Here is a 21,816-nt window from a genome sequence, read left to right as displayed (position 1 = left end):
GTCGCCGCCCGCCGCCGCCCGGCCCTGGCTGCGGATCTCCTCGACCCGGCCGAGCCGGCGCAGCGCCAAGAGCTCCCACCCCGCCCAGACCAGGATGCCGGCCCCGGCGACCGCCAGCAGCGCCAGCGTGGCGGCCTGCAGCGGCCCGCCCTGGCTCAGCAGGTCGGTGACCAGCCGCTCGACCCACAGGCCGATGCCCAGGCCGACCAGCCCGACCAGGGCGCCGAAGGCGATGCGCAGGGCGACGCTGCCGGGGCTGCGGCGCCGGCGCAGCCCGGGGTCGACGGCATCAGGCGCGGCCGGCACCGGCGCATCCTCCACCGGCACCGAATCGGCTTGGTCGAGCGCGAACACGGCGGGCGCTCGGCCGCTCTCACGCTCCGGCTCCGGCGGCTGGTCGAGGATCAAGGGCGGCCGGCTCATGCCAGGTCTTCCCCGATCAGGAATTGCAACGCCCCGTCCAGTCGGATATGCGGCCAGGGCTGGCCGTCGGCGCCGAGATCGGCCGGCGGCAGGAAGCGCTGGGCGCCGAAGCGGCCGCCGCCCCGGGCTTCGCGCAGGCTGCGCGGCAGCGCGCCGGGATAGGCCGCGACCGGCTTGCCGCCCGGCTCGATCACCCCGGCGACGCAGCGCAGTGTCTCGCCCTCATGCTTGACGTCGACCTCGCGGGTGGCGCGCAGCGAGGCGATCGCCATCGACCGGGCGGTGGCGCCCTGGAAGGCGGTGCGGCGGACGCTCTGCTGCAGCACCTCGTCCATCAGCCCGACCAGCGGCTCGTGCCCCTCGCGCGGCAGGTGGTCGGCCTTGGTGGCGGCGAACAGCACGCGGCGGATCCGGCTCTCGAACGGCCACAGCCAGTTGATGCCGCCGGTCTTGAAGCAGGTCAGGATGTCGTCCATGGCCTGGCCGAGATCCTCCAGGCTCTCCGGCCCGGCGGCGAGATGGGCAAGCAGGTCGACCAGCACGATCTGGCGGTCCAGCCGGCTGAAATGGTCGTTGAAGAAGGGGCGGATCACCTTGGCCTTGTAGGCCTCGAACCGCTCCTCCATCAGCCGCCACAGCGACCCGCGCGGCGTCTCGCGCGGCCGCGGCAGCGGGCAGAAGGTGAGGGCGGGGGACCCTTCCAGGTCGCCCGGCAGCAGGAAGCGGCCGGGCTGCAGCCGGCTTAAGGGGATCGCATGGGTGCGGCAGCCGCGCAGATAGTCGGTGTAGAGCCGCGCCGCCTCGATCGCGTCGGTCTCCTTGGCCGGCCCGGCGGGGTCGAGCCTGGCGATGGCGTCGCGCCAGCCCTGGGACAGCGGCGCCCGCACACCGGTCGTCGCCAGAACCATCGCCTCCTCGGCCCAGCCGGCGTAGTCGCGCTCCAGCAGCGGCAGGTCGATCAGCCATTCGCCGGGATAATCGAAGATGTCGAGATGCAGCACCTGGTCGCCGAGCAGGCTGCGCAGCCCGCTTTTCGGCGCGAAGCGCAACGACAGGCGCAGCTCGGCGACATTGCGGGTGGAGGCCGGCCACTCGGGGTATCCGCCGGCGCCGGTCAGCCGCGCCACCGCCTCCTCATAGGCGAAGCGCGGCAGCTCGAGATGCGGCTGCGGCCGCAGCACCGCCGCGCGCAGCCGGTCCTCGGCCACGGCGTCGAGCAGCCCGAAGCGCCGCGGATCGGTCAGCCCATGCACCAGCGCGGCGATGAACACGGACTTGCCGGCACGGCTCAGCCCGGTGACGCCGAGGCGGATGCGACGGTCGAACAGCTCGCCGGCCCGATCGAGAAGGTCGGTGGGGAACAGCTCCATGAACGGACGGCGCACTCCGGTCGGCTTGGGACGTATAGCCTAGCCCATGTGCGGACGCGGCGCCTCCGCGTCAACCCGCGCATGGCCCCGCGGGTTGCATCTTCGGCCGCAATCCGCCATTCCTCGGAGTGGGCACTGGGTGGGTGGGCCGTGTTCTTCTTCCTGTCGAAACTGATCTGGTTCTTCATCCAGCCGCTCGGCGTCTTGCTGCTGGTGCTGCTGGCGGCGGCGGCCGGATTCCTGTTCCGCTCGCGGCGCTTGGCGCGGCGCCTGGCGCGGCGCCTGGCGATCGCCGCGACCATCGGCTTCACCGCGATCTGCCTGCTGCCGGTCGGCGATCTGCTGATGCTGCCGCTGGAGAACCGCTTCCAGAAGCCGGACCGGCTGCCGGCGACGCTGGACGGGATCATCGTCCTCGGCGGGGCCGAGGAGAACAGGATGTCCGGCGCGCGTGGCGAGCCGTCGCTGAACAACACTGCCGAGCGGCTGTTCGCCGCCCTCGATCTGGCTCGCCGCTACCCCGACACGCCGGTGGTGTTCTCCGGCGGGCTCGGCGATCCGTGGAACGGCATCCCGCCGCAATCGGACATCTTCCGCGACGCCATGATGATGGCCGGTCTGCCGGAACAGCGGATGATCCTGGAAGGACAGGCCCGCAACACCGACGAGACCGTCTGGCTGCTGAAGCAGCTGGTGCAGCCGCAAGCCGGGCAGCACTGGGTGGTGGTGACCAGTGCGTATCACATGCCACGGTCGATGGGCCTGTTCGCCAAGGCCGGCTGGAAGGTGGTGCCCTGGCCGGTCGACTATTACGGCCTGCCGCCGCAGCTGTTGCCCAGGTCCAATCTGGTCGAGCAGATGGCGGTGCTGAACATCGCGCTGCACGAATGGGTCGGCCTGCTCGCCTATTGGGCGACGGACCGCATCGACACGCTGTTCCCCGGCCCCTGACCGAGCGGCTATAGCTGGGGCGCCGCCGCCCGGAGGACGCCATGGCCAGCCCCGACTTTCCGCCCGAGTTCCGCGACCGCTTCGCCGAGCTGCTGCGCTGGCGCCGCGACGTCCGCCGCTTCCGCCGCGACCCGCTGCCGCCGGGGCTGCTCGACCGGCTGCTCGACCTCGCCTGCCTGGCCCCCTCGGTCGGCAACAGCCAGCCCTGGCGCTTCGTCCTGGTCGAGGACGAAATGCGGCGGGCGGCGGTGCGGTCCGTCTTCAGCCGCTGCAACGCCGACGCCGCGTCCGGCTATGAGGGCGAGCGCGCCGCCCATTACCGCCGGCTGAAGCTGGCCGGGCTGCAGGAGGCGCCGGTGCAACTCGCGGTGTTCTGCGACCGGTCGACCGGGCAGGGGCATGGGCTGGGGCGGCAGACCATGCCGGAGACGCTGGACCATTCCGCGGTCACCGCCATCCACACGCTGTGGCTGGCCGCCCGAATCGAGGGCGTCGGGCTGGGCTGGGTCTCGATCCTGGAGCCGCAGGCGGTGGCGGCGCTGCTCGACGTGCCCGCGGACTGGCATCTGATCGGCTATCTCTGCCTCGGCTTTCCGGAATCGGAGGAGCCGGTGCCGGAGCTGGAGCGCGAGGGCTGGCAATCCCGGCTCGGCGCCTGCCGCAGAGTGCTGCGGCGGTAGCCACCCGCTTGACACCCGAGCGATCGCTGGACGATTGTATCTAACGAGATACAAATGTTTATGAGTGGTTCGGCCGAAGCTTTCGCCAAAAGGCGGGAGCGGCCGGGCATGACGTGTCAGAAAGGGAGGCGAACCCAATGAAGAAGCTTCTGTTTTCCGGCGCCGCGATCGCTGCGCTGCTGACCGCCGGCCAGGCCATGGCCTGGAGCCTGAAGGAGGCGGCGGAGCCCTATAAGGGCACCACCATCAAGGCGATCTTCCTCGACCGGCCGGGCTATCGCGCCGCGATCCAGCTGCTGCCGCAGTTCGAGCAGGAGACCGGGATCAAGGTTGAATACGAAATCCTGCCCTATGAGAACAGCCGCGAGCGCGAAGTCCTTGATTTCACGGCCGGCGGCGAGATCGACGTGGTCCTGACCGATGTCGTCTGGATCGGCGAATACGCCGACAGCGGCTGGCTGGTGCCGCTGAAGAAATTCACCGACGACCCGGCCCTGGCCGACCCGGCGCTGAACCTGAAGGGCTTCTTCCCGATCCTGCTGGAGAGCTTCGGCACCTGGAACAAGGAGCTGTACGGCCTGCCCTTCGACAACTATTCCGGCCTGCTGTTCTACAACAAGTGCATGCTCAAGGACGCCGGCTTCGACAAGCCGCCGGCGACCTGGGACGAGCTGCTCAACACTTACGGGCCGAAGCTGACCCATGATGGGAAGTACGCCTACGCCCTGCAGTCGCGCCGCGGCGAGACCCAGTCGGCCGACAGCTTCATGCGCGTGCTGTGGCCCTTCGGCGGGTCGCTGCTGAACGCCGACTTCAAGTCCAATCTCACCTCCGCGGAGTCGCAGAAGGGGCTGACGTTCCGGCAGGATCTGATGAAGATCATGCCGCCCGGCATCGTCGACTACGACCATGCGGAATCGGTCAACGCCCTGGCCCAGGGCCAGGTGGCGATGATCACCGAATGGTCGTCCTTCTATTCGACGCTGGTCGACCCGGCGACCTCGAAGCTGGGCGACTGCCTGGGCGTCGCCACCGAGCCGAAGGGCGAGGCCGGGCTGAAGCCGGCGCTGGGCGGCTTCTCGCTCGGCGTCGCGTCGCAGGCCAGCGAGGCGGAGCAGAAGGCGTCCTGGCTGTTCATCCAGTGGGTGACGTCGGAGGCGATGGCCAAGCCCTATGTCGAGGCCGGCGGCGTCTCCGGCCGCACCGCGATCTATGACGATCCGGCGATCAAGGCGAAATACGCCTTCGTCGAGCCGACGGTGGCGTCCTGGCAGGGCGGCGTGCCGTCGTTCCGGCCGCGCTTCCCGGAATGGCCGGCGATCTCCGAGATCGTCGCCGAGTTCGGCACCAAGATCATGCTGGGCGAGGAGACCACCGAATCCGGCGCCCAGAAGATCGGCGAGCGCATGGAGGCGGTGCTGCAGAAGGCCGGCTACTACGACGGCAAGAAGGAGAAGCTGCAGTAAGCTCTCAGCCTGAGAGGCCGGAGCCACCCCCTCACCCGAGGGAGAGATGAATCCCTCTCCTCGGGGAGAGGGAGGGACCCGCGGCGAAGCCGTGGGAGGGTGAGGGGGCGGGCACCGGCCCATCCGTGTGTCGATTTCGGAGACCATCCCATGACCGACAGCCTGGGCGCCCTGGCGGACGGGGCGCTGGACGAGATCCGCGGCGTCTTCCGCCGGATTGCTCCCACTGCCATCGATCCGGTGCTCGACGCCCTGGCCGGTGCCCGCCGCATCGTCTGCCACGGCGTCGGCCGCGAGGGGCTGATGATGCGGGCGCTGGCCATGCGCCTGTACCATCTCGGCCTCGACGCCCATGTCGTCGGCGACATGTCGGCGCCGCCGGTCGGGCCGGGCGACCTGCTGGCGGTCAGCGCCGGGCCGGGCGGCTTCGCCACCATCGACGGGCTGATGCGCATCGCCCGCGATGCCGGGGCGCGCACCCTCCTGTTCACGGCCCAGCCCCAGGGCAGCGCCGCAAGCCTTGCCGACACTGTCTTCGTGCTGCCGGCCCAGACCATGGCGAACGACACTGGCCCGGCCGTCGCCTCGGTGCTGCCGATGGGCAGCCTGTACGAGGGCGCGCAGTTCCTGCTGTTCGAGCTGGTCGTGCTGCAGCTGCGCGACCGGCTCGGCATCGCGCCCGAGGCGATGCGGGCGCGGCACACCAATCTCGAGTAGACCCCGCATGGCGCACCGTCTCGACAGCCGCTGGACCCCGGTCTGGTTCCTCGCCCCGGCCGTGATCGCCCTGTTCGCGATCGGCATCTTCCCGATGCTCTATGCGCTGTGGAACTCGCTGCACCAGGTGATCCTGCCGAAGATCCCGCGCGAGGGGACGCCCTTCGTCGGCCTCGGCAACTACCTGTCGGTGCTGACCGACCCGACCTTCTGGGACGCGCTCGGCCGAACCCTGGTGTTCCTGGCCATCGTGCTGCCGGCGGAGCTGTTGCTCGGCCTCGCCGTCGCCCTCTTGCTGCACAAGCCGGGGCTGCCGCTGCTGAAGACCCTGGCGAGGCTCAGCCTGGTGATCCCGATGGCCACGACCTATGCCGTGGTCGGGCTGATCGGCCGGCTGATCTTCAACCGCGACTTCGGCGTGGTGAACTGGTTCCTCGGCCTGGTCGGGATCGGCCCGGTCGAATGGCTGGGCGACCCGACCTTCGCCTTCGTCTCGATCGCGCTGATGGACATCTGGCAGTGGACGCCGTTCTGCGCCCTGGTGCTGCTGGCCGGGCTGACCATGGTGCCGCCCGAGATCGAGGAGGCGGCGCGGCTGGAGACGCGGCGGTTCCGGCACATCCTGCGCCATGTCCAACTGCCCTTCCTGCTGCCCGGCATCACCGCCGTCCTGATCCTGCGCACGGCCGACACGCTGAAGCTGTTCGACATGATCTTCACGATGACCCGCGGCGGCCCGGGCGCGGCGACCGAGCTGATCTCGATCACCATCCAGCGCATCGGCTTCCGGGTCTTCGACCAGGGCGTCGCCTCGGCCCAGGCGATCCTGCTCCTGGTCCTCACCATCGTGCTGTCGCGGATGTATATCCGCCTCGTTTACCAGGAGGTCGAGTGATGGTCGCCGCGACGGCAGCGGCGCGGGCCGAGGCGCGGCCGGCGCGGGCCCGCATCCGGGTCTCGCCCTGGCATGCGATCGCGCTGATCGCGATCGCGCTGGTCTGCGTCTTCCCGTTCTACTGGATGGTGACGACCAGCCTGAAGGACCAGGCGGTGGCGCTGGCCTCGCCGCCCGCCTGGCTGTTCGAGCCGACGCTGGACCATTACCGCATGGTGCTGGGCCCGAAGGATGTCGGCCCCAGCCTGCTGAACTCGATCATCGTCGCGGTCTCGACCACGGCGCTGGCGATCCTGCTCGGCACCCCGGCGGCCTACGCCCTGGCGCGGTTCGAGTTCCGCGGCAAGTCCGACCTGTGGTTCTGGTTCATCACCAACCGCATGGTCAGCCCGATCGTGCTGGCGCTGCCGATCTTCCTGCTGGCCCGCAACCTGAACCTGATCGACACCCATCTGGTGCTGATTCTGCTGTACCTGACCTTCAACCTGCCGATCGTGGTGTGGATCTGCGCCGACCAGTTCCGCGGCATCCCGCGCGACCTGGACGACGCGGCGCGGATCGACGGCGCCTCGCGCTTCACCGTGTTCTGGCGCATCGCCCTGCCGCTGGCGGCGCCGGGCGTCGCCGTCTCGGCCATCTTCTCCTTCATCTTCTCCTGGAACGAGCTGCTCTACGCCCTTGTCCTGACGCGCAGCGCCACCCGCACCGCGCCGGTGGCGGCGACCAGCTTCATGAGCGGCTACGACCTGCCCTGGGGCCAGATCATGGCCACCGGCACGCTGATCGTGCTGCCCGTGATCGTCTTCGCCCTGATCGTGTCACGCCAGTTGGTGCGCGGCCTGACCATGGGGGCGGTGAAGTAGGGGCGTCAGACCGAATAGGGCATCCGGATGCCGGGGTCGCCCACGGGGAAGTCCTTGCTGTTGCGGGTCACCAGCAGGGCCGAGCGGCGTCGGGCGGACGCCCAGACGATCGCATCCGGCAGCTTGATGCGATGCGCTTTGCGGAGCGTCACCGCCTCTTCGGCGACACCGTCGTCCAGCTCGATCAGAGCGAAGCCGCGAAGAAAGTCTCTGGTCGCCTGCTCTGTTGCCGGGGAGGTTCCCACCATCACCTCCATCCAGGTGACGACGCTGATCGCCTTGTCCGCATACCGGTCCAACTCGTCGCGGGCATCGGGATTGCCGCTCAGGTAGTCGATCAGGATGTTGGTGTCGAAGACGGCGCTCACCATTCGCCGCGCAGGGCCTTCTGGTATTCGACGCCGTCCACGACGTCCTGACCCTCGCGACGCCAGAGGCCGAAGGCGTCCTTTGCGCCGACCTTGCGCCGCTTCGCAAGATAGCCGGCGATCGCCTCACGGATGATGGCCGCCCTGGAGGTGTTCTCCCGGGTGCTGATCTCCGTCAATTGCTCAAGCTGCTCATCGGGAATGTCGACAAGGGTGCGCATGGCAGTTTCTCATATATGATATCGATACCATATATCATCACCATGCGGCACGACAAGATCCCGCTCAGCTCTTCCCCGGCCGGTAGAACTCGGCGTCGTCCGGGCCGATCCGCTCTGGGCGCCACCAGCGGGCCGGCTGGAAGGTCTTTTCGATGCCGTCGGCCACGCCGAGGGTCAGGGCGAACAGCGCCATGCGCACCGGCACGCCGTTGTCGGTCTGGCGGAAGATCGCCAGCCGCGGATCGGTGTTCAGATCCTGCGCCAGGTCGTTGGCGCCCGGCCGGCTGTCGCGCGGCAGCGGGTGCATCACCACCGTGTGCGGCATGCCGTGGGCGTTGAGGATGCCGAGGCTGATCTGGAAGTCGGGCGCGAAGTCGGCCGACAGCTCGCCCTCGGCGAAGCGCTCCTTCTGCACCCTTGTGGCATAGATCAGGTCGGCCTTGGCGACGCCGCGCGTTACCTCGTCATGCTCCTCGACCGTGTGGCCGCGGCTGCGGGCGTGCTCGACCAGCTCGGCCGGCATCCGCAGCGGCTCGGGTGAGACCAGGCTCAGGGTCAGGCCCTGGTAGAGCGACAGGATGTGGATCAGCGAATGCACGGTGCGGCCGTATTTCAGGTCGCCGACCAGGGCGATGCGGGCGCCGTCGACCGGCCGGCCGATGCGCGCGAACTCCTTCTCGATGGTGTAGATGTCGAGCAGCGCCTGGGTCGGGTGCTCGCCGGCGCCGTTGCCGCCGTTGATCACCGGGATGTGGGTGGCGGCAGCGAATTCGTGGATCGCCCGCTCCTCCGGATGGCGCATCACCACCGTGTCGACATAGCCGGCGACCACCCGGGCGGTGTCGTAGATCGACTCGCCCTTGGCGATCGAGGAGAAGGTGAAGCCGGTGGTGTTGACCACCGCGCCGCCGAGGCGCTGGAAGGCGGCCTCGAAGCTCAGCCGGGTGCGGGTCGACGCCTCGAAGAACAGGCTGCCCAGCACCGCCCCCTCCAGCACCCGCGTGGTGGCGCGGCCCTGGGCGACCGGGATGAGGAGGTCGGCGACGCGGAACACCGCGGCGAGCGAGTCGAGGGTCAGCTCGCGCGTCGAGAGGAAGTGCCTGCCTTGGAAATCCATGGTGTCAGCCCGCGATCCGGAGAGGGGCGCCGCGGTCGGCGCCGGTGCGGAGCCGAGTCATCTCAGAGACCGTCCGCAAATGCTACTGGTATGGCCGTCTGATGGCGGTTTTTCCGCTTCCGGTGCTCACGGACCCAAACGTCCGCTGCGCGCCGGTTCTCAAAACCACCCCCAGCCGACTCATACCAGCGCATTTCCAGACGGTCTCTTCAGCCTTCGCGGTCTTCCGCAAGCCGTTCCGCCAGCTTCTCGTCGGTGATCAGCACGTTGACGCAGCGGCGGCGCAGGGCGGCGCGGATGATCTCGAACTTGTAGCCGCCGCCCGAGGCCAGCACCACGGTCGGGATCCGGGCCAGGTCGTCGAGCGACAGCGCCACCATGCGCCGGTTCAGCGGGTGCTCGACCGGCCGGCCCTCGGCGTCCAGCCAGTTGCCCAGCACGTCGCCGACGGCGCCGGCCGCCCGCAGCGCCGCGGCCTCGCGGTCGACGACGCCGAGCGCCAGCATCAGGTTGTGATCGGAGACGTTGCCGACGCTGATCAGCGCCATGTCGGCCGATTTCGCCTTGTCGTAGATGTCGCGCAGCACGCCGCGGCCGAGCAGGCTGTCGCGCTGGGCCTCGTCATCGGCATAGACCGGGGCGGCGAGGTAGAAGCGGTCGGCATCGTGCAGGTCGGCGAAGCGCGAGACGATCTCGAAGGTGTTCTCGCCTGAGCCGCGGGTCATGCTGCCGATCAGCGAGACCACCGACAGGTCGGTCATCCGCCGCCGCCGGATCGACTGCAGGCCGAGCCGCAGGGTCAGGCCCCAGCCGATGCCGACCAGCATGCCGTCATGCACGGCGTTCTCGACATAGCCGCCGAGGGCGACGCCGATGGCGGCGCGGATCTTGTCCTCGTCGCGCGGCGTCGGCACCACCACCGCGTCGCGCAGCCCGTAGCGGCGGATCAGCGCCCGTTCCAGCGCCACGCAGGAGGCGAGGGGGGACTGGATGCGGATCTGGATCAGCCCGGCCTCGCGGCAGATCTGCAGAATCCGGTTGACCCGCAGGCGGGTCAGCCCCAGCCGCTCGGCGATCTCGGCCTGGGTCAGGCCCTCGACGAAATAGGCCCAGGCGATGCGGATCTGCTGCTGCTGCTCGGGGTCGACGGGGCTGTCGGCCGAATCCGAGTCCGGCGCCCGTGGACGGGTCTTCGCGGTCTCCAGGCGGCGGCGCGTCTCGCTCATCGGTGTCCGGTCCGGCGTTTCCTGCCGCCATGGTGCGGGCAGGGCCGGTCTGCTGCAAGCGGTCCCGGGCCCGCCGCGCAAACGGAACGGGCCGCGCCGGTATCCCGGTGCGGCCCGCTGCCTTTGCGATGATCGAACCATAGCAAATCCGGCCGCGGCCGACCAGCCGAGAAGCCGCAGGCCAGATCCGGCAGGGCGCAGGCTTGCCGCCGTCGGCGCGGCCGCCATCTTTCGGGCCTGAGGCGGTAAGGGGGGACTGGCGGGATGCGCAAGGGCGACCTGACTCGGCTGATCCGGATCCTGGGAATGCTCGGCTCCGACCATGACGGCGAGCGGGCGGCGGCGGCCCTGGCGGCGGACAGGCTGGTGCGCGGCAGCGGCTGGAGCTGGTCGGACCTGCTGGCGCCGGCCCGGGTGTCGCGGCCGGTCCGCTCGCAATCGATGGATCCGCTCACCGACCGGCTCGCCGCCGCGGATTCGCGGATGCGGCAGCTGCGCAGCGAGAATGCGCGGCTGCAGGAGGAGATCCGGCGGCTGAAGCGGCGCCTCGACCTGCGGACCCGGCCGTTTCGCCCGACCGAAAAAGAACCACCGATGGCGCCTTGATCGAATAAGTATAAAATCCAGGAAAATCTTTGGATATTGCAGATATATGGAGTTTCTTGGCCAGACGGGAACCTAAGCCCTCCTCGATCGCTTCAATAGCGCTGTCATTTCAGAAACGAGGGAGGGCGTGGACAGATGACTGCCATTGATAGTATTCCCGATACTCGAATCGACAATCTGCAGAAGGTCAGCGATATCTATGACTGGTTCGATCCCGCCGTGGATCATGTGGTGCGCCGCCACCTGAAGGTGGTGCCGGGCGTGTCCCGCCGGACCTGGGAATTCGCGATGATCTTCCTGGCCCTGCACCGGGCGGGAAAGCTCCATGACGGGGCGCGGGGGCTGGCGCTCGGGGCCGGCACCGAACGCCTGATCTTCGCCTTCGCGGATCAGGTCGCCCATGTCGTCGTCACCGACCTGTACCAAGCCGACAGCCGCTGGGTCGGGGTGCGGACCGACAATCCGCAGGACCTGGTGCTGGCCCATGCGCCCTGGCCGGTGCCGGACGGCCGGATCCGGGCGTTGCGCATGGACATGCGGAACATCGAGTTCCCGGATAACAGTTTCGACTTCGCCTGGTCGACCGGGTCGTTCGAGCATATCGGCGAGGACGCGGATTTCATCCGCCATCTCGATGAGGTGCACCGCGTGCTGAAGCCGGGCGGCGTCTACGCCTTCACCACGGTGGTGTCCTACGGCAGCGAAAGCCACCGGATCCCCAACAACTACTATTTCCACCCCGAGCACTTTGTCGATCTGCTGCACGCCTCGAAGCTGCGGCCCCAGCCGGTGTTCGACTGCGCGGTGCGGGAGCACCACTTCAACAGGCCGGGCCTGGAGTCGCTCGAGGATTTCGGCTGCGCCGCGGCCGACGGGCAGCTTCATGCCGTGGTCGCCTGGCGGCGCGGCACGATCAACGTCGCCAACCTGGCGGTGCTGCGGAAGGACGATGCGGCACCCAAGGTCCGGCCGGAGGTGCGGGGCTTCGCCGAGACCAAGGCCCGGCTGTGGCGCGAGGCCGAGATGCTGACGCGGCGGCTCTGGGCCGACTGGCAGGAGCTGAAGCCGCATCGCAGCGGCACCGACCACGTCACCGGCCCGCAGTATTTCGGCAAGGGCTCGGTGGAGATCGAGGTCGATGCGATCGACCGCAACGGCACCACGATCGACGTGTCGGTGCTGGTGCGCCGTCCGGCCCCGCCGCTCGGCCGGCGGGTCATGGCGACGCTGCAGCACAGGCCCGGCGACGGTCCGCTGACCTTCCAGGCCCAGGCCGACCATCTCTACGTGCTGCGGGTCGCGCGGCAGGACAGCGGCGACGCCGGAACCGTGCGGCTGCGCCTGCGCCGCGCCAAGAAGCGCGGATCGCAGGACGGCGTCATGACCGCCACGGCGGCCTGACCGCCCCCCCGGCATCCGGTGCCGGCAGGACGGCGTGATGACAGCAGCCGTCCTGTCCGCATCAGGGTTCACGAACAATTCACGGTCGCCGTCAATGATGGCGTCGGCCGGGGGGTGGCCGGAACAGCCGAGGGCGGTCGCATGTGTCAAGGAATATCCAGTTATTATGATCTCTTTTCGGCTTCGTTGGCCGAGCGGTATTTGCAGAAGCTCGACGTCGTGCTGGATCATTGGGAGGTTCATTTTCTGCGCCGTGGGTATGACTTCCTGCGTCGCGGCATTCCGGAAGGCGCCATTTCAGCGCTGAACTATCTCGAGCTGCCGCCCGACCGTCGGGCGGCGGTTTTCACCGGGCCGATGCCGGTCACGCCGCTGACCGGCTGCGAGGCGGAGGAGATCCGCCGCGGGCTCGGGCACGTCGTCGCCATGGAGGCGAAGCGGGTGGTGGTCTCGGCACCGTCGGCTGCAGCTTCCGCCCAGGTGCCGATGGCGCGGTTCGGCTAGACCTCGACCAGCGCCTTGATCACCCCGGCCTCCGGGCGGCTCCAGCCCGGCACCAGAGTCGGCACCTCGGCGAGGCCGCCGCGATGGCTGGCCAGCGCCGCGGTCGGCACATGCCCGGCCCGCATCGACGCCAGTACATGCTCGAAATCCTCGCGCGTGGCGTTGCGGCTGGCCAGCAGCGTGGTCTCGCGCTTGTGGAACTCGGGGTCGGAGAAGCCGATCTCGCCGAGGACGATGCCCAGCAGGACATAGGCGCCGGCATGGGCGACGTAGGAGAAGCCCTTGCGCATCGCCGCCGGGCTGCCGGTGGCGTCCACCACCAGGTCGAAGAAGTCGCCGTCGGTCGCCTGCTTCAGCCGGTCGTCGATATCGCCGCCGCCCTCGAACACCGCATCGGCCTGCAGCACGTCGCGGCTGAAGGCGAGGCGGCCCGGATTGAGGTCCAGCACGCTGACATGGGCGCCGCGCAGCCTGGCGAAGATGGTCGCGGCGATACCGATCGGCCCGGCGCCGACCACCAGCACGCGGTCGCCGGTCCCGGGCGCGCCGCGGCGGATGCCGTGCGCGCCGATCGCCAGGAACTCGACCATCGCCGCCTGGTCCAGGCCCAGCCCCTCGGCCGGCACGATGTTCTGCTCCGGCACCGACAGGAATTCGCACAGGCCCCCGTCGCGGTGCACGCCCAGCACCGACAGGGTCCTGCAGCAATTGGTGCGGCCGCGGCGGCAGGCGCCGCAGCTGCCGCAGTGCAGATAGGGCTGGATGGCGACGACCTGGCCCGGGCGGAAGGCGCTGCCGGCATCGGCCTCCACCACCTCGGCGCCGAGCTCGTGGCCGATCACGCGCGGATACTCGAAATAGGGCTGGTTGCCCTTGTAGATGTGATAGTCGGTGCCGCAGATTCCGACCCGGCGGATTCGTACCAGCACCTCGCCCGGGCGGCGCTGCGGCTCCGGCCGGTCGATCAGGCGCAGGGTCTCGGGCGTCTCGCAGAGGATCGCTTTCATCGTCGGTCCGTGTCGGCTTCGCGGCGGAGAACCCAAATTGATCGGACATATCGCGATTGTCGAGCGCGTTTGACTGGAAAGCCGGGCCGGATCTGGGACAGACTTGCCGCCTGAGTCCCAAGAGGCCCGCCCAGGGCCGATCATCCGGGGGAAGCCAGGAGTGCAGAGAGTCGCCGAGGCGGCACGCAGCGGAGAGGCCCCGCCGGCCATCGCGTTTTCCGGGATTTCCGTCGCCTATCCGCTGAAGGGCGGCGGGCGCTATGTCGCGCTGGGCGAGACCGACCTGGTGGTGGCGGACGGCGAGTTCACCGCCATCGTCGGCCCGACCGGCTGCGGCAAGTCGACCCTGCTGAACGTTGCCGCCGGGCTGGTGCCGGCGGCGTCCGGCGGCTGTACCGTGTTCGGCCGGGCGCTGCAGGGGCTGAACCGCGACGCCGGCTACCTGTTCCAGGCCGACTCCCTGATGCCGTGGAAGACCGCGCGCGACAATGTCGCCGTCGGCCTCTCGGTGCGCGGCGTGGCGACGGCCGAGGCGCGGGATCGGGCGCAAGCGTGGCTGAAGCGGGTCGGGCTGACGTCGATGGGCGACCGCTATCCGCACCAGCTGTCCGGCGGCCAGAAGAAGCGCGTCGCCCTGGCCCAGATGCTGATCCTGGAGCCGAAACTCCTGCTGATGGACGAGCCCTTCGGTCCGCTCGACGCCCAGACCCGGATCGTGATGGGCGACCTGCTGCTGTCGCTGTGGTCGGCCGAGCGCAAGGCGGTGCTGTTCGTGACCCACGACCTGGAGGAGGCGATCGCTCTGGCCGACCGGGTGGTGGTGCTGTCGGCCGGGCCGCAGGCGCGGATCATCGCCGACCACAGGGTCGGGCTGGCCCGGCCGCGCGAACTGGCCGAATCCCGGCACGACCCGGAGTTCACGGGCCTGCACCGGGCGATCTGGGCGGCGCTGAAGGACGAGGTGATGAAGACCTATGGCGATGTCGTCTGAGCGTGGCCGCATCCTGTTCTGGCAGATCGCGGTGGCGGTGATCTGCCTCCTGGCCTGGCACGTGCTGACGGCGACCAAGATCCTCGACCCGTTCTTCTTCGCCACGCCGCTCGGCGTGATCGAGCGGACCTGGAAGGACTTCGCCTCGGGCGTGATCTGGCGCCATCTCGGCGTCACCCTCTTGGAGACGGTGCTGGCCTTCGCCATCGGCTCTTCCGCCGGTGTGGCCTTGGGCTTCTGGTTCGCCCGGCGGGCCATGGCCGCGGCGGTGTTCGACCCCTACATCAAGGCCGCCAACGCGCTGCCCCGGGTGGTGCTGGCGCCGATCTTCGCCCTGTGGTTCGGCCTCGGCATCTGGTCGAAGGTGGCGCTCGGTGTCTCGCTGGTGTTCTTCATCGTCTTCTTCAACGTCTACCAGGGCGTGCGCGAGGTCAGCCCGACCATCCTGGCCAATGCCCGCATGCTGGGGATGAGCGACCGGCAGCTGCTGCGCCATGTCTATATGCCCTCGGCGCTGTCCTGGGTGTTCTCCAGCCTGCACACCTCGGTTGGCTTCGCCCTGGTCGGCGCCGTGGTCGGCGAGTATCTCGGCGCCACCGCCGGGCTCGGCTACCGCATCGCCCAGGCCGAGGGCGTGTTCGACGTGGTCGGCGTGTTCTCCGGCATGCTGGTGCTGGCGGCCTTCGTGGTGGCGATCGACGCCGTCGTCTCGGTGATCGAGCGGCGGCTTCTGGTCTGGCGGCCGGAGAGCGCGGGCAGCGCCTCGGCCCAGGGATGACAGGAGGAAACGGATGAAGACCCTGCTGCGCGGGATGGCGCTGATCCTCGGTCTGGCGCTGGCGGTGCCGGCCATGGCGGCGCCGGAGAAGACGCACATCAGTATCGGCGTCGGCGGCAAGCCGCTGCTGTACTACCTGCCGCTGACCGTCGCCGAGAAGAAGGGCTTCTTCCAGGAGGAGGGGCTGGAGGTCGAGATCAGCGACTTCGCCGGCGGCGCCAAGAGCCTGCAGGCGATGATCGGCGGGTCGACCGACGTCACCACCGGCGCCTATGAGCACACCATCCTGATGCAGGCCAAGGGCCAGGACATCCGGGCGCTGCTCGAGCTCGGCCGCTTCCCCGGCATCGTCCTGGTGGTGCGCCAGTCGCTGGCCGGCGAGATCAAGTCGGTGGCCGACCTCAAGGGCCGCAAGATCGGCGTCACCGCCCCCGGCTCCTCGACCAATTTCTTCGTCAACGCGCTCCTGGCCAAGGAGGGGCTGACGCCGGACGACGTGTCCTTCGTCTCGGTCGGCGGCGGGCCCAGCGCGGTCGCGGCGATGCAGCATGGCGAGATCGACGCCATGGCCAATCTCGACCCGGTGATCTCGAAGCTGCAGTCCAGCGGCGCCGCCGCCGTCCTGGTCGACACCCGGACGGAGGAGGGGGTGACCGCGGTGTTCGGCGGCCCGGTGCCGGCCGCCGTACTCTATGCCAAGGAAGACTTCATCGAGGAGAATCCGGAGACGACGCAGGCGCTGGTCAACGCCTTCATGAAGTCGCTGCGCTGGCTGGCCACGGCGACGCCGGAGGACGTGGCGGCGGTGGTGCCGGAGGAGTATCTGCTGGGCGACCGCGACCTCTATGTCGCGGCGGTGAAGGCCTCGCTGCCGATGTACTCCCGCGACGGGCTGATCAAGCCGGAGGGGATGCAGACCGCGCTCGACATCCTGCACCGCTTCAGCCCGGAGCTGAAGGACGCCCAGGTCGACCTGTCGAAGACCTGGGACCCGCGCTTCGCCGAGAAGGCGCAGGCGATCAAGTAGCCGACGGGGTGGGCCGGGTTCGCGCTGCGGACCCCGCCTGCCCCTCGTTCCGGACCACCCGATGCAGGGAAGGGCTTGACTTGATATTTCTCTCTGTCGTTAAATATTGCGTATTGAGTGAAGGAGATGAGCCATGGCCGGATCTGCCTCGCGCCCGGCGCTGACGCCGAGCGTCTTCTACAAGGACCCCAAGGCTGCCCTCGACTGGCTGGAGAAGGCCTTCGGCTTCGAGCGCAGCATGGTGATCACCGACCAGGACGGGAACCTCGCCCATTCCGAGATGCGGGTCGGCGACGGCCTGATCTATGTCGGGCCCGAATGGACGGACTCGGTCGCCAGCCCGGCCTCGGTCGGCGGCAAGAACACCCAGTCGATCCACGTTTACCTTGATCGTGGAATCGACGAGCACTGCGCCCGGGCGAGGGCGGCCGGCGCGGTGATCCCGCAGGACCCGGTCGACCAGTTCTATGGCGACCGCAGCTACCGCGCGCGCGATCCGGAGGGCCATCTCTGGACCTTCAGCCAGACCGTCCGCCAGGTCTCACGCGAGGAGGCGGAGCAGGCCTCGGGGCTGAAGATCGAAGGCTGGATGTGAGGACGGCCGGCGCGCTCGACCAGACTCTGGCGGCGCTTGCCGACCCGCATCGCCGGCGGGTGGTCGAGCTGCTGCGCGAGCGGCCGCGGCGGGCGGGGGAGCTGGCGGAGGCGCTGGGCCTCAACCCGCCGGCGCTCAGCCGGCACCTGCGCACGCTGAAGGCGGGCGGGCTGGTCGAGGAGGCGCATCCCGAGTTCGATGCCCGTGTCCGCATCTACAGCCTGAGGCCGGAACCGATGGCCGATCTGAAAGCCTGGCTGGGCGAGACCGAGCGGCTGTGGGCCGATCAACTCGCCGCGTTCAAGGCGCATCTGGAGCGACCGGAATGACCTCGCGCATCCTCGTCTCACTGCGCGTCGCGGCGACGCCGGAGCGGGCCTTCACCGCCTTCGTCCGCGACATCGCCCTGTGGTGGAAGCCGAACCCGCTGTTCGAGTTCAGCCCGGGCCCGGCCGGGACGCTGGGCTTCGAGCCCGGGCTCGGCGGCCGGTTCACCGAGACCTATCCGGACGGGCGGATCTTCGAGATCGGCCGGATCTGGGCGTGGGAGCCGGGCAGCCGCCTGGTGTTCTCCTGGCGGCAGGCCAGCTTCACGCCCGACCAGGCCACCGAGGTCGAGGTCCGGTTCGAGCCGGTCGACGACCAGACCCGCGTGACCGTCGAGCACCGCGGCTGGGACAGCGTGCCGCAAGCCCATGTCGCCCGGCATCACTTCCCCGACCCGGTGTTCCTGCAGCGCCACGGCGAATGGTGGCAGGCGCTGCTCGGGACCTATCGGGCGTCGGCCCGGTTCGACGGATAGGGGCGATGCGGCAGCCCTTTGGTCAGCCCCGCGCCGCCGCGATCTTCTGCCGGATCTCGTCGGCGAAGGTCGCGGCCTGGATCGGCTTCTGGATGTAGGAGGAGCCGCCGGCGGTCAGCGCCTGGTCGATCAGGCTCATGTCGCGGGTGGCGCTGATCATCAGCACCGGCAGGGCGCTGTAGCCGGCATGGCCCCGGATCAGCGAGCACAGTTCGGTGCCCGAGACCTCCGGCATCACGATGTCGATCAGCACGGCGTCGAAGTCCCGCGCCGGCTTGCCCTCGTCGTCGAGGTTGAGCGCGGTGATGGCCTCGGCGGCGCTGGCGCAGGTCTCGACCGCGGCGCCGTCGGCGCTCAGCATGGCCGCGGCGAATTCCAGGAACAGCTCGTCATCGTCGACGAGGAGGATCTTCATCGGGGTGGCGCGAGCGCTCAACGCCATGCTGCCCGCCGGATCATGAGGACCGCTTTCCCCGAGGATGAATCCGGCGGCTTCCGACATGACGCATTTCCCGCTGCTGCTCCGCTCTCCGAGATCGGCATCCCTGCCCGTGCCGACGGCCCGCCCGTTCCGTCGGGCGACCAATTGCAGACAATCAACCTGTTGGCAATCGGGATCCCGACGGCCGATGTGAACGTTACCATCGATCCATCCCCCGCGCTATGCGCCGCGGTGGACAGTGCGCACCGCCGCGACCACGTCGGCGGTGGGCACGGCCTGGCCGAACAGGTAGCCCTGGCCCTGCTCGACGCCCAGCCGCCGCAGGATGTCCCATTGCGCCTGGCTCTCGACATGCTCGGCGCAGAGCGAGACGCCGAAGGTCTCGGCGAAGCGGGCGACGCCGTCGATCAGCCTTTCGCAGCGCGGCTCGGTCGCCACGGTCTGCACGATCTCGCCGGCGATCTTGATGGCGGAGAAGGGCAGCCGCGACAGCGCCGCCAGATTGGCCTCGCCGCTGCCGAAATCGTCGAGCTCGAAGGTGATGCCGAGCCCGACCATACGCTCCACCACCGCCTCGACCTCGGCCGGCATCCGGGTCAGGGCCCGTTCGACGATCTCGATCCGCAGCAGGCTCAGCGGCAGCCCCGCCTCAGCCATGCGGCCGAGCATGGCGGTGAACACGGCGTCGGACTGCATCACCGCGACCGGGATGTTGATCGAGATCGGCACCAGCGCATCCCGCGGCAGTCGGATCAGCGTGTCGGTCAGCGAACGCAGCAGCCACTCGGTGTATTTCACCGCCAGGTCGGGGCGGCGCTCGACCCAGGGAATGAAGTGGCTCGGCGACAGCACGCCGAGCGTGGGATGGTTCCAGCGGGCCAGCGCCTCGAACCCGGTCACCCGGCCGCTGACCAGGTTGACCCGCGGCTGGAACACCAGCCCGATCTGGTCCGACTGCAGCGCCGCCGGGATGTCGAACTCCACCGCCGAGATCGACATCGCCCGGCGCACCTCCGGCGTGGCGGCCGAGGCGATGCCGGTGGCGGACTGCTTGGCGTAGTACATCGCCATGTCGGCCAGGCGCTTCAGCAGGGCCGGATCGGATTCATGGTCGGGGCAGGTGGCGATGCCGATGCTGCAATAGATCGGCAGACGGTAGCCGCGCAGCATCGCCGGCTCCTTCAGCGCCCGGGTGATCCGGCCGGCGGCGGCCGTCGCCGTGCCGGCATCGGCGGCCACGATGGCGCCGAACTCGTCGCCGCCCAGCCGGGCGACGAAGGCGTCGGTCGACAGGGCGCGGCGCAGCCGGCTGCCGACGATGGCCAGCAGCAGATCGCCGAATTCATGGCCGAGGGTATCGTTAACCTTCTTGAACTCGTCCAGGTCCATGAATAGGACCGAGACCGGAGATGCGGCATCGACCCCGCGGGCGAAGGTCTCGGCCAGCCGCTCCTCGAAGCAGCGGCGGTTGGGCAGGCCGGTCAGCGGGTCGCGGTAGATCAGGTCCTGTACCTCGCGGTCGCGCCGGTCGCGCCGCAGCGCCAGGGCGAACAGCCGGCCGACGGTCTGCCGCAGCGCCTCCGGCATGTCGTCCGGAGGGGACAGGCCGGCGAGCACCAGGGCGCCGGCAATCCGCCCGTCATCGTCGGTCAGCGGCTCGGCGATCGCCGCCATCGGCTGCTGGGGCGGGCCGAGCGGGCCGGCCGCCGGCGCGTTGGTGAAGGCGGCGACCCCCGGCGGCGGGCCGGCGGGGCCGACCCGGATCGTTCCCAGCGCATCCAGCCCCGGGCCCTGCAGCCCGCTCTGCGCCAGCAGCGACAGGCTGGCGCCGCTTTCGTCGAGCCGCAGAAAGGCGACGCCGGCCCCGGGACTCGAGGAGGGGGCGTGCAGCCGGCCCACCACCCGGGCCACGTCGCGCAGGATGGTCTCGATCGGATCGCCGTCGACCAGGGCCTGCAGGGTGTCGCGTTCGAGCGCGACCAGGGAGGGAGAGGCGGGGGCGGTCATCGAGCCGGGGCGGTCGTCCCCGCGGGCGAGGCGGACGGCGCCGGATCGGGAAGCGGCCGGACGGTCGAAGATCTGCCGCTCATGACGTCCCATCTCCCGATCGGAAAAATCGCCCGGCTGGGACGCCGGTCCTCCGCCGATTAGAGCCGGATTCAAGCCGGAGGCGGAAGGCAATTCAGATAAATACAATTTTAGTAAATTGCAATTCCTTGTCGTTGTCCAGCCGGTTGGTGCCGAGTCGCGGGGCTGTCCGCCGCGCGCATTGACGAATCGAACGGCAGCCGCCAAAGGTGGACTCTTGGGACATGGGGAAGATCATGCACAGACATCGGCGTCCGCGGCATCTCATCGGTTCGATCGCGGCGGCTGTCGCGATCCTCGGCGCCGCGCTGCCGGCCCAGGCGGCCGGCGGCAAGCTGGTCTTCATCTCGCCCGACCCGCTTGGGGTGAACGACTTCCTCAAGCTCGGCCGGAAGGGGGCCGAGGACGCCGCGGCCGCGATCGGCGGCGAGGCCAAGATCTACGAGAGCACCGACCCCGCCACCCGCCGCCAGAATGTCGAGGCGGCGGCGCGCGAGGGCGCCGCGGTGGTGATCGTGATCGGCTTCGAGTTCGGCGACATCGTGCCGGATGCGGCGGCGAAGTTCCCGGACATCAAGTTCCTGATCGTCGACCAGTGCATCCAGAAGCCGATGCCGAACGTCTACTGCGCCGTGTTCCGCGAGCATGAGGGCGCGTACCTGGCCGGCGCCGAGGCGGCGCTGACGACGGAAAGCGGCACCATCGGTTCGGTCGGCGCGCTCGACATCCCGTTCCTGCACCGCTTCACCGACGGCTTCGCCGCCGGCGCCAAGGCGGTGAATGACGAGATCGTGGTCAGCCCGACGGTCTGGGTCGGCGGCGACAACCCGTTCTCCGACCCGGTGCGGGCGCAGCAGCAGGCGGTGTCGCTGATCAGTGACGGCGCCGACCGGGTGCTGGCCGCGACCTCCGGCGGCAATGGCGGCATCTTCAAGGCGGCCGAGGCGACGCCGGGCACCCTGGTCTTCGGCGTCGACGTCAACCAGTGCCCGCTGGCGCCGGGCGTGGTCCTCGACAACATCGAGAAGAAGGTCGATGTCGCCCTGGTCGAGGCGGTGAAGGGCATCCTGGCCGGCACCCAGGCGCCGCTGACCTCCTATGGCGTGAAGGAGGGCGGCATCACCCTGACCGGGCTCGGCGACGACGTCGCCAACTCGAAATGCCTGATCGCCGGGCACCCGGATGTGATCACCAAGGTGCGGGAGCTGCGCGACGCCATCGCCGCCGGCACGGTGACGGTGACCGATCCGCTGACGGCCGGCCAGTAAGTCCCGGGAG

25 protein-coding genes are annotated in these 21,816 nt (G+C 69.5%); 16 read left to right on the top strand and 9 right to left on the bottom strand.

The features are described 5' to 3' along the window. Together ACTOWL_RS23810 and ACTOWL_RS23805 are read right to left on the bottom strand one after the other, a co-directional pair. The coding region (locus ACTOWL_RS23810) for a hypothetical protein (RefSeq protein WP_441323767.1) at nt 1–423 on the bottom strand (423 nt) is incomplete at its 3' end. Further along, complete coding sequence (locus tag ACTOWL_RS23805) at nt 420–1,793, bottom strand: YcjX family protein (RefSeq protein ID WP_441323766.1); 1,374 nt, start codon at nt 1,791–1,793, stop codon at nt 420–422. The genes ACTOWL_RS23810 and ACTOWL_RS23805, both read right to left, overlap by 4 nt. 150 nt (nt 1,794–1,943) lie before the next feature. On the opposite strand from ACTOWL_RS23805, the gene ACTOWL_RS23800 reads away from it, so the two are divergent. The 6 genes from ACTOWL_RS23800 to ACTOWL_RS23775 all read left to right on the top strand — a co-directional run bounded on the left by ACTOWL_RS23800 (nt 1,944) and on the right by ACTOWL_RS23775 (nt 7,365). Continuing rightward, the gene (locus ACTOWL_RS23800; RefSeq protein WP_441323765.1) at nt 1,944–2,744 is read left to right on the top strand and encodes a YdcF family protein; all 801 of its coding nucleotides are present in this window, start codon (nt 1,944–1,946) and stop codon (nt 2,742–2,744) included. Nucleotides 2,745–2,785: 41 nt separating this feature from the next. Continuing rightward, a complete protein-coding gene (bluB, locus tag ACTOWL_RS23795) occupies nt 2,786–3,424 on the top strand; it encodes a 5,6-dimethylbenzimidazole synthase (protein ID WP_441323764.1) in 639 nt (212 codons plus the stop codon). 137 nt (nt 3,425–3,561) lie between these two features. Next, nucleotides 3,562–4,890, top strand: coding sequence for an ABC transporter substrate-binding protein (locus ACTOWL_RS23790; RefSeq protein WP_441323763.1), 1,329 nt, complete (start codon nt 3,562–3,564; stop codon nt 4,888–4,890). Between the two features lie 150 nt (nt 4,891–5,040). Next, nucleotides 5,041–5,607: an SIS domain-containing protein gene (locus ACTOWL_RS23785; protein WP_441323762.1), complete on the top strand. Its 567-nt coding sequence runs from the start codon at nt 5,041–5,043 to the stop codon at nt 5,605–5,607. Between the two features lie 7 nt (nt 5,608–5,614). Next, the gene (locus tag ACTOWL_RS23780; RefSeq protein ID WP_441323761.1) at nt 5,615–6,502 is read left to right on the top strand and encodes a carbohydrate ABC transporter permease; all 888 of its coding nucleotides are present in this window, start codon (nt 5,615–5,617) and stop codon (nt 6,500–6,502) included. Then, nucleotides 6,502–7,365: a carbohydrate ABC transporter permease gene (locus tag ACTOWL_RS23775; protein ID WP_441323760.1), complete on the top strand. Its 864-nt coding sequence runs from the start codon at nt 6,502–6,504 to the stop codon at nt 7,363–7,365. The genes ACTOWL_RS23780 and ACTOWL_RS23775 overlap by 1 nt, the downstream gene beginning before the upstream one ends. Before the next feature lie 5 nt (nt 7,366–7,370). On the opposite strand, the gene ACTOWL_RS23770 is transcribed toward ACTOWL_RS23775, so the two are convergent. From ACTOWL_RS23770 to ACTOWL_RS23755, 4 genes are all read right to left on the bottom strand, one after another. Then, nucleotides 7,371–7,736, bottom strand: a complete 366-nt coding sequence (locus tag ACTOWL_RS23770; protein WP_441323759.1) for a type II toxin-antitoxin system VapC family toxin — start codon at nt 7,734–7,736, stop codon at nt 7,371–7,373. Next, nucleotides 7,730–7,954, bottom strand: a complete 225-nt coding sequence (locus ACTOWL_RS23765) for a CopG family transcriptional regulator (RefSeq protein WP_441323758.1) — start codon at nt 7,952–7,954, stop codon at nt 7,730–7,732. The genes ACTOWL_RS23770 and ACTOWL_RS23765 overlap by 7 nt, the downstream gene beginning before the upstream one ends. 64 nt (nt 7,955–8,018) lie before the next feature. Beyond that, entirely contained in the window at nt 8,019–9,071 is a 1,053-nt protein-coding gene (gene pyrB / locus ACTOWL_RS23760; protein WP_441323757.1) for an aspartate carbamoyltransferase, read from the bottom strand. Nucleotides 9,072–9,280: 209 nt separating this feature from the next. Then, a complete protein-coding gene (locus ACTOWL_RS23755; RefSeq protein ID WP_441323756.1) occupies nt 9,281–10,297 on the bottom strand; it encodes a sugar-binding transcriptional regulator in 1,017 nt (338 codons plus the stop codon). Between the two features lie 264 nt (nt 10,298–10,561). On the opposite strand from ACTOWL_RS23755, the gene ACTOWL_RS23750 reads away from it, so the two are divergent. The 3 genes from ACTOWL_RS23750 (at nt 10,562) to ACTOWL_RS23740 (ending at nt 12,808) form a co-directional block, all read left to right on the top strand. Next, nucleotides 10,562–10,903: a hypothetical protein gene (locus tag ACTOWL_RS23750; protein ID WP_441323755.1), complete on the top strand. Its 342-nt coding sequence runs from the start codon at nt 10,562–10,564 to the stop codon at nt 10,901–10,903. A gap of 135 nt (nt 10,904–11,038) precedes the next feature. Beyond that, nucleotides 11,039–12,304 (top strand): class I SAM-dependent methyltransferase, encoded by a 1,266-nt coding sequence (locus tag ACTOWL_RS23745; protein WP_441323754.1) that lies wholly within the window; start codon nt 11,039–11,041, stop codon nt 12,302–12,304. A gap of 201 nt (nt 12,305–12,505) precedes the next feature. Beyond that, a complete protein-coding gene (locus tag ACTOWL_RS23740; RefSeq protein WP_441323753.1) occupies nt 12,506–12,808 on the top strand; it encodes a hypothetical protein in 303 nt (100 codons plus the stop codon). Here the strand turns inward: ACTOWL_RS23740 and ACTOWL_RS23735 are convergent. Continuing rightward, nucleotides 12,805–13,815: a zinc-binding alcohol dehydrogenase family protein gene (locus ACTOWL_RS23735; RefSeq protein WP_441323752.1), complete on the bottom strand. Its 1,011-nt coding sequence runs from the start codon at nt 13,813–13,815 to the stop codon at nt 12,805–12,807. The genes ACTOWL_RS23740 and ACTOWL_RS23735 overlap by 4 nt on opposite strands. Before the next feature lie 160 nt (nt 13,816–13,975). Here ACTOWL_RS23735 and ACTOWL_RS23730 point away from each other — a divergent pair, with 160 nt between their 5' ends. The 6 genes from ACTOWL_RS23730 to ACTOWL_RS23705 all read left to right on the top strand — a co-directional run bounded on the left by ACTOWL_RS23730 (nt 13,976) and on the right by ACTOWL_RS23705 (nt 18,008). Continuing rightward, nucleotides 13,976–14,806, top strand: coding sequence for an ABC transporter ATP-binding protein (locus tag ACTOWL_RS23730; RefSeq protein WP_441323751.1), 831 nt, complete (start codon nt 13,976–13,978; stop codon nt 14,804–14,806). Further along, the gene (locus tag ACTOWL_RS23725; RefSeq protein WP_441323750.1) at nt 14,796–15,584 is read left to right on the top strand and encodes an ABC transporter permease; all 789 of its coding nucleotides are present in this window, start codon (nt 14,796–14,798) and stop codon (nt 15,582–15,584) included. Before ACTOWL_RS23730 ends, ACTOWL_RS23725 begins: the two co-directional genes overlap by 11 nt. Nucleotides 15,585–15,597: 13 nt before the next feature. After that, nucleotides 15,598–16,611, top strand: coding sequence for an ABC transporter substrate-binding protein (locus tag ACTOWL_RS23720; protein WP_441323749.1), 1,014 nt, complete (start codon nt 15,598–15,600; stop codon nt 16,609–16,611). Between the two features lie 133 nt (nt 16,612–16,744). Then, nucleotides 16,745–17,206 carry a VOC family protein gene (locus ACTOWL_RS23715; RefSeq protein WP_441323748.1) on the top strand — a complete coding sequence of 154 codons (462 nt, stop codon included), beginning with the start codon at nt 16,745–16,747 and terminating at the stop codon, nt 17,204–17,206. Continuing rightward, on the top strand, nt 17,203–17,535 hold the full coding sequence (locus ACTOWL_RS23710; protein ID WP_441323747.1) for an ArsR/SmtB family transcription factor: 333 nt from the start codon (nt 17,203–17,205) through the stop codon (nt 17,533–17,535). Before ACTOWL_RS23715 ends, ACTOWL_RS23710 begins: the two co-directional genes overlap by 4 nt. After that, nucleotides 17,532–18,008 (top strand): SRPBCC family protein, encoded by a 477-nt coding sequence (locus tag ACTOWL_RS23705; protein WP_441323746.1) that lies wholly within the window; start codon nt 17,532–17,534, stop codon nt 18,006–18,008. The genes ACTOWL_RS23710 and ACTOWL_RS23705 overlap by 4 nt, the downstream gene beginning before the upstream one ends. A 22-nt stretch (nt 18,009–18,030) precedes the next feature. Here the strand turns inward: ACTOWL_RS23705 and ACTOWL_RS23700 are convergent, their stop codons facing one another. Both ACTOWL_RS23700 and ACTOWL_RS23695 read right to left on the bottom strand, forming a co-directional pair. Beyond that, the gene (locus ACTOWL_RS23700) at nt 18,031–18,450 is read right to left on the bottom strand and encodes a response regulator (RefSeq protein ID WP_441323745.1); all 420 of its coding nucleotides are present in this window, start codon (nt 18,448–18,450) and stop codon (nt 18,031–18,033) included. Nucleotides 18,451–18,669: 219 nt separating this feature from the next. Next, nucleotides 18,670–20,550, bottom strand: coding sequence for a putative bifunctional diguanylate cyclase/phosphodiesterase (locus ACTOWL_RS23695; protein WP_441323744.1), 1,881 nt, complete (start codon nt 20,548–20,550; stop codon nt 18,670–18,672). A gap of 224 nt (nt 20,551–20,774) precedes the next feature. Between ACTOWL_RS23695 and ACTOWL_RS23690 the strand changes: the two genes are divergently transcribed. Continuing rightward, on the top strand, nt 20,775–21,806 hold the full coding sequence (locus ACTOWL_RS23690) for a BMP family ABC transporter substrate-binding protein (RefSeq protein ID WP_441323743.1): 1,032 nt from the start codon (nt 20,775–20,777) through the stop codon (nt 21,804–21,806). The last annotated feature ends 10 nt before the right edge of the window (nt 21,807–21,816 follow it).

It is taken from the genome of Inquilinus sp. CA228 (assembly GCF_052078665.1).
In the GTDB taxonomy this organism is placed as follows: Bacteria; Pseudomonadota; Alphaproteobacteria; order DSM-16000; family Inquilinaceae; genus Inquilinus.
This window is presented reverse-complemented; position numbering and strand designations above follow the sequence as displayed.

What these genes read in the sequence shown, in the direction of transcription:
- ACTOWL_RS23700 (WP_441323745.1), bottom strand. Translation starts at nt 18,450, where the DNA reads ATGGCGTTGAGCGCTCGCGCCACCCCGATGAAGATCCTCCTCGTCGAC.
- ACTOWL_RS23765 (WP_441323758.1), bottom strand. Translation starts at nt 7,954, where the DNA reads ATGCGCACCCTTGTCGACATTCCCGATGAGCAGCTTGAGCAATTGACG.
- ACTOWL_RS23705 (WP_441323746.1), top strand. Translation starts at nt 17,532, where the DNA reads ATGACCTCGCGCATCCTCGTCTCACTGCGCGTCGCGGCGACGCCGGAG.
- ACTOWL_RS23745 (WP_441323754.1), top strand. Translation starts at nt 11,039, where the DNA reads ATGACTGCCATTGATAGTATTCCCGATACTCGAATCGACAATCTGCAG.
- ACTOWL_RS23790 (WP_441323763.1), top strand. Translation starts at nt 3,562, where the DNA reads ATGAAGAAGCTTCTGTTTTCCGGCGCCGCGATCGCTGCGCTGCTGACC.
- ACTOWL_RS23755 (WP_441323756.1), bottom strand. Translation starts at nt 10,297, where the DNA reads ATGAGCGAGACGCGCCGCCGCCTGGAGACCGCGAAGACCCGTCCACGG.
- ACTOWL_RS23695 (WP_441323744.1), bottom strand. Translation starts at nt 20,550, where the DNA reads ATGGGACGTCATGAGCGGCAGATCTTCGACCGTCCGGCCGCTTCCCGA.
- ACTOWL_RS23775 (WP_441323760.1), top strand. Translation starts at nt 6,502, where the DNA reads ATGGTCGCCGCGACGGCAGCGGCGCGGGCCGAGGCGCGGCCGGCGCGG.
- pyrB (WP_441323757.1), bottom strand. Translation starts at nt 9,071, where the DNA reads ATGGATTTCCAAGGCAGGCACTTCCTCTCGACGCGCGAGCTGACCCTC.
- ACTOWL_RS23720 (WP_441323749.1), top strand. Translation starts at nt 15,598, where the DNA reads ATGAAGACCCTGCTGCGCGGGATGGCGCTGATCCTCGGTCTGGCGCTG.
- ACTOWL_RS23750 (WP_441323755.1), top strand. Translation starts at nt 10,562, where the DNA reads ATGCGCAAGGGCGACCTGACTCGGCTGATCCGGATCCTGGGAATGCTC.
- ACTOWL_RS23715 (WP_441323748.1), top strand. Translation starts at nt 16,745, where the DNA reads ATGGCCGGATCTGCCTCGCGCCCGGCGCTGACGCCGAGCGTCTTCTAC.
- ACTOWL_RS23770 (WP_441323759.1), bottom strand. Translation starts at nt 7,736, where the DNA reads ATGGTGAGCGCCGTCTTCGACACCAACATCCTGATCGACTACCTGAGC.
- ACTOWL_RS23785 (WP_441323762.1), top strand. Translation starts at nt 5,041, where the DNA reads ATGACCGACAGCCTGGGCGCCCTGGCGGACGGGGCGCTGGACGAGATC.
- ACTOWL_RS23780 (WP_441323761.1), top strand. Translation starts at nt 5,615, where the DNA reads ATGGCGCACCGTCTCGACAGCCGCTGGACCCCGGTCTGGTTCCTCGCC.
- bluB (WP_441323764.1), top strand. Translation starts at nt 2,786, where the DNA reads ATGGCCAGCCCCGACTTTCCGCCCGAGTTCCGCGACCGCTTCGCCGAG.
- ACTOWL_RS23690 (WP_441323743.1), top strand. Translation starts at nt 20,775, where the DNA reads ATGCACAGACATCGGCGTCCGCGGCATCTCATCGGTTCGATCGCGGCG.
- ACTOWL_RS23805 (WP_441323766.1), bottom strand. Translation starts at nt 1,793, where the DNA reads ATGGAGCTGTTCCCCACCGACCTTCTCGATCGGGCCGGCGAGCTGTTC.
- ACTOWL_RS23735 (WP_441323752.1), bottom strand. Translation starts at nt 13,815, where the DNA reads ATGAAAGCGATCCTCTGCGAGACGCCCGAGACCCTGCGCCTGATCGAC.
- ACTOWL_RS23725 (WP_441323750.1), top strand. Translation starts at nt 14,796, where the DNA reads ATGTCGTCTGAGCGTGGCCGCATCCTGTTCTGGCAGATCGCGGTGGCG.